The sequence below is a fragment of the Segatella copri genome (assembly GCF_009494395.1).
Classification (GTDB): Bacteria; Bacteroidota; Bacteroidia; order Bacteroidales; family Bacteroidaceae; genus Prevotella.
On record NZ_VZCB01000040.1, the window covers coordinates 1 to 4,593 of the forward strand.

Sequence of the window (4,593 nt, forward strand, 5' to 3'; positions counted from 1 at the left end):
GAGGAGGGAGCGAGGTTATGTTTTGGGAACCCCAAAACTCCTCGCTCCACCATGAGGGTGGAGAATTTTTGCTCCCGATGGTCGCAGAAAATGAGTATACCAACTGCAATTACTGCCATTATATGCTAAACTTTGTTATATATCTATATAATTGTGTTAATAATATTCTTTTTCTTTGGCAGTTAAAGAAAAGCATCCTATCTTTATAAGCAAAACAATTAATTTAAATTGAAACAAAATTAAATAGTCATGCGTATGAAAAAGTTGATTTTTATGTTTCTTGCTATTCTTCTTTGTGGAATAGTTCAAGCTCAGACTTCTGAGATTATTTTAAACAACGGAAAAGTTGTGAAAGGAAAAATTAAAAGTTTGTCTTTTAATGTAGATAATACTCACGAAGTTAGAATAAAGAATGAAGTGAGTGGTGAGAACTTCGACTATACTTCTGCTGATGTAAAAGAAATAAAATTCTATGGTAAAAAGGCAAAAGAAGTAACAAATTGGATTCCTCTGTATGCCCAGATGGGATTGGGAATGTCTTATAAGAAAGCCCCCAAGCTCTACAAAAATCCCGTATTTCTCCATCCTGTTTATAAGGGGAAAAACATTTCAGCGTATGTTCACTACATAAGAACAAATACTCATGTGAAATCGGGCAGTATTTACGGATTTGGCCTTATGTTTTATTACAAATCCAAGGACGAGGACTTTGCGAGAAGCTATTATTTGATGGATAATAGTATTGCAGGAATTGGTCAAAAGACTGTGCTAAAAATGTATTTTAAAGGTTATCCTCAGATAAAGGAAATACTCAAAGGTCTAAGTATGAAAGAGATTCGTAAAGACCCTACTATATTAGTCAGAAAACTTGATGAAGTTTTGGAATAACTTCCTTGATTATGATTTATGACAAAGTTTTTGTAATCAAATTTTTGTAGTGTTAAAAATATCTATCGAAACATTAAATAAACGTACATATGAAAAAGTTACTTTTTATCATCTTCCTAATGGTATTCTCGTTTGCGATAACAGCAAACGCCAAGAAACCCAAAGTCGTATGGCCTAAGGCAGTGCTAACTCTTAAAGATGGTACTGTACTTAACGGCTATTTGCAGAACGACATCCACTTTATGAAGAAAAACATCTATTTCAGTGAAACACAAAATGGTAAGGATGTAAAATACAAAATCGTAGACATTAAATCCCTTGAGGTGGATAATGCTCTCCAGGATGGCAAGAAACGCATTTTCATCCTTATAGATGACGACCCTAAATTTCCATTTTTGGCAACTGAAGTTTTCAAGGGAAAACATGTCACTGGCTATATGGAACCATTTGCTTTTGACAATTCCACCCACAGCAGGTCGTTTACTGGTATATGGACAAATATTACCGTTTATTTAGACTGTAGGGCATATCACTATATGGTTGATAGCGGCAAGCATGTTTACTATTGGATGTTATTTGAGGATAAAAAAATTAATTCCAAAAGAGAAAAATACTCTCAAAAGAAACTGTTGAAAAAGATAAAGGATAAATTCAAGGACTATCCTGCCGTCGCTGAAGAAGTGGAAAAGAGAGGACTCACTGCTGAGCAAATCCACGAGGACCCTACCATTCTTCTTGAAATTCTTGACAAGAGTCTGCAATAATCTTTTGTCTTTTCCCCCATACCAATGCTTCCGTACTCCCGCAGTATGGAAGCATTTTTCAATTTATTCCTCCCCACAGGTTGGCGGTTCATTCTCTGTAGGTCTCAGATGTTCTTGTTACTACTCAGCCCCTAAAAATGAATTTCAAGTACTCATTTGACACAATAGCCTATTTTGTAGCATAAATATAGCCAAAATCATCAATATTTTGCGGATTTGACACACCCAAGGGGTGTTGAGTAGTTACGTATATGGCAGCAACTGAAAATAAAATCTAAAAAATGGATATGATTTTCATCAATCCACATAAATGTTGTACCTTTGTCACCGAAAAGAGTTGTTTGACAAGTAATGCAAACTTATGTATAATACAGAAGTTAAAACTATTACCAAGTCATTACCTCTATTGAGGTGAAACACTTGTAAATCGCTCATTTTTAGCTATTCGGCATATTTTAGCAGAATTTTCGGGAAAAACATCTTGATTGCAGGCATTACCAACGATTGCGTCCGACCATAAGCATACCATGCTGGATAATCCCCAACCTTTCCTTTATCTCGTTTATCCAATGTTTCCCTTTGAGATTGCAGATATGAATACGCACAAGGATATTTTGCTTGTATAACCTCCTCTTTAATCAAAACAGCCTTACCACTCTTGTCAATCACATAAGGAAATATAGCCTTATGAACAAGATCAACAAGAGCCTTTTCTGAATTCAATTTATTAGAATTCACTATGTCTTTACAGAGAGTCTTCTCTATAGGATAGCTCACGTCTTCTTTTTCTAGATAATAATACTTATCATCTTCCTTGTTGGGCAAGAATATATAAGTCTTATTACTCAATGTCGCAATACCATGGCGAGTTTGGCAAAACTCAAACAAAGGTGTGCCTACCTTCCAAGAAAAAGCATCTTGTCCATCTTTATGAGTGTACATAATAGCTTTACTTCCAAGCCTATTCAACGCAAACCTACCAATGCCTTTCGCACCAGACTTGATACGTCCATTGGCTGTTTCTATATTCTGCTGCTTGTTGTCAGTACCAATCTGCATCAAGCAATCATTAATAGTCGGAATATCCATACCACCTCCAAAGTCTATGATATAGATATCTGAAAAATGCTAATTTTCCCCATCAAAAAGGATGTAACAACTTGGCGAATCAGCATCATAAGCATTCTTCACCAATTCGATAATTGCTCCTTCGGGATTAGAAAAGTTCTCTGCTCCTATGTATGAGCATAGCTGTTCTAGCCGAAGCTGTAAATGGAATTTTCATATCTAGTTATAATTTTATTAATTAGAAGTTATCTGTTTGCTAATCACGAGACACATAAATATGCAACATATCATACCTCATTCTGGTAATTCATAAGAAGCTTCCTCATTACCTTTACTAACATTATTGTTATCATTTCTATAATCAGCAGAAAATCTATAACACAAAAGTTCTAATACTCTAACAGGTTTACATGCGAAAGAAAGGTAATCCAACAGCTTATTTACTAGCACTGTCTCAACATTATCTTGTGATTTATCAGCAGAAAAGAAGACTTCTTTATATACTCCATCATATCTAAAATCACACAAGTCCTTATTTTTGCTTCGTATTGCTTTCTTCGTATTTTGATAAGCAACATACTCTTCAGTTAACCGAACATCCAAGTACTTGACATAAACAGTCGAATACAACCAATTTATAACAATACGCATCACTATGGGAACAAGAAACACCAAAATTACCAATATTCTTGCCAAGAATGTAATAGATACATTTTCAGAAATAGCAAAGTCTTTCATGCTCAAAATTTTCAGAGAAGCGTTAGAAGTCAAATATAGCCAAACAAATGCAGCTATCACTGCAAATATGTACCTAAACCAGACTTCCCACCATCTTTTCCATTCAAAAGCCCCTATAATATATAATCCAAAAACCATTGCCATATCCATTAATATAACAAAACAACATATACATTGATTCGTCTCTGACAGCAATCCTTCAAAGGCAAAATATATCAAAAGAGAAACACAGAGCATAAGATAAAAAGCCCCTTCTCTTCTTGCGCTTGTATCAATCTCAACAGACCTATTTTTTATTACATTTAGAAGTTCTTGCTGCTTTGGCGTACTCAAAGCGAAATCAAATTTTTTCAAGGCATTTTCCACAACAGCAAAGACATCCGGAGTCCAAAAGCGATTGAACATCATATTATCTATAGCAATTGTCACATAAAGAGCAGAGAAGAATTGTACTATAGTATTCAAATCACTTAACATAACTTACTTTTAAAAAGTTGTTCTATTATTTTTTGTGTTTCTTCATTGACGGTATATTCATATACACCTTCTACATTTTTATTACCATCAGAAGTTATCTTAGCCTGATAAGAAGGATAATCATTACCTTTAGATTCATTATTTTTCCAATTTAGAGGTCTTAGATTTTTCACATCATCTATCAAGGAAACATCACTTATGCTTTCTGACAATTTTGACTTAGGATAAATATGATCAATTTCCCAACCAAAAGGGGAAGTTCTATCTCCATACTTTTCTCTAATCATCCATGCCCCACAAGCATCCTTTCTATAACATTTTTCATTGTAGCCTTTAACTACTTGACCTTTATTCCATATCACATCAAGTCGTTCCTTATCATTTTTTTCCATATTTCCTTATTTTGTAAACCACCAATACAGCGTGCCCACTATTTATCAGAGGGTTAGCTGTACCTGGATTTTTAAAAAAAGTTTCGATTTTTTATTCTTTAACTTTAGGCAGCATGCTGAGGGAGCTCAGCGTCCTTGCCATCATAAGCGTCCAAAAATGTCACAACACCCCTATTTGCGTTGTAAGTATCCGCTCAACTCCGTATTGCAAATCTCAAAATAATGTTGTACCTTTGCACGGCGGCATCATTTTTCTAATTTTGCTT

At 34.7% G+C, this 4,593-nt stretch carries 5 protein-coding genes; 2 read left to right on the forward strand and 3 right to left on the reverse strand.

Annotated features, from left to right (window positions below; genetic code table 11):
- Positions 1–255: 255 nt before the first annotated feature.
- A complete protein-coding gene (locus F7D73_RS04155; RefSeq protein WP_153122435.1) occupies positions 256–888 on the forward strand; it encodes a hypothetical protein in 633 nt (210 codons plus the stop codon).
- A gap of 89 nt (positions 889–977) precedes the next feature.
- The gene (locus F7D73_RS04160; RefSeq protein ID WP_153122437.1) at positions 978–1,652 is read left to right on the forward strand and encodes a hypothetical protein; all 675 of its coding nucleotides are present in this window, start codon (positions 978–980) and stop codon (positions 1,650–1,652) included.
- Between the two features lie 441 nt (positions 1,653–2,093).
- Here the strand turns inward: F7D73_RS04160 and F7D73_RS04165 are convergent, their stop codons facing one another.
- From F7D73_RS04165 to F7D73_RS04175, 3 genes are all read right to left on the reverse strand, one after another.
- The gene (locus F7D73_RS04165) at positions 2,094–2,741 is read right to left on the reverse strand and encodes a hypothetical protein (RefSeq protein ID WP_228117623.1); all 648 of its coding nucleotides are present in this window, start codon (positions 2,739–2,741) and stop codon (positions 2,094–2,096) included.
- A gap of 273 nt (positions 2,742–3,014) precedes the next feature.
- Entirely contained in the window at positions 3,015–3,935 is a 921-nt protein-coding gene (locus F7D73_RS04170; RefSeq protein WP_153122439.1) for a hypothetical protein, read from the reverse strand.
- Positions 3,929–4,327: a hypothetical protein gene (locus tag F7D73_RS04175; RefSeq protein WP_153084098.1), complete on the reverse strand. Its 399-nt coding sequence runs from the start codon at positions 4,325–4,327 to the stop codon at positions 3,929–3,931. Before F7D73_RS04175 ends, F7D73_RS04170 begins: the two co-directional genes overlap by 7 nt.
- Between the last annotated feature and the right edge of the window lie 266 nt (positions 4,328–4,593).

Bases quoted from the DNA above. Each gene is read 5' to 3' on its own strand.
- F7D73_RS04155 (WP_153122435.1), top strand. From the start codon at position 256: ATGAAAAAGTTGATTTTTATGTTTCTTGCTATTCTTCTTTGTGGAATA.
- F7D73_RS04160 (WP_153122437.1), top strand. From the start codon at position 978: ATGAAAAAGTTACTTTTTATCATCTTCCTAATGGTATTCTCGTTTGCG.
- F7D73_RS04165 (WP_228117623.1), bottom strand. From the start codon at position 2,741: ATGGATATTCCGACTATTAATGATTGCTTGATGCAGATTGGTACTGAC.
- F7D73_RS04170 (WP_153122439.1), bottom strand. From the start codon at position 3,935: ATGTTAAGTGATTTGAATACTATAGTACAATTCTTCTCTGCTCTTTAT.
- F7D73_RS04175 (WP_153084098.1), bottom strand. From the start codon at position 4,327: ATGGAAAAAAATGATAAGGAACGACTTGATGTGATATGGAATAAAGGT.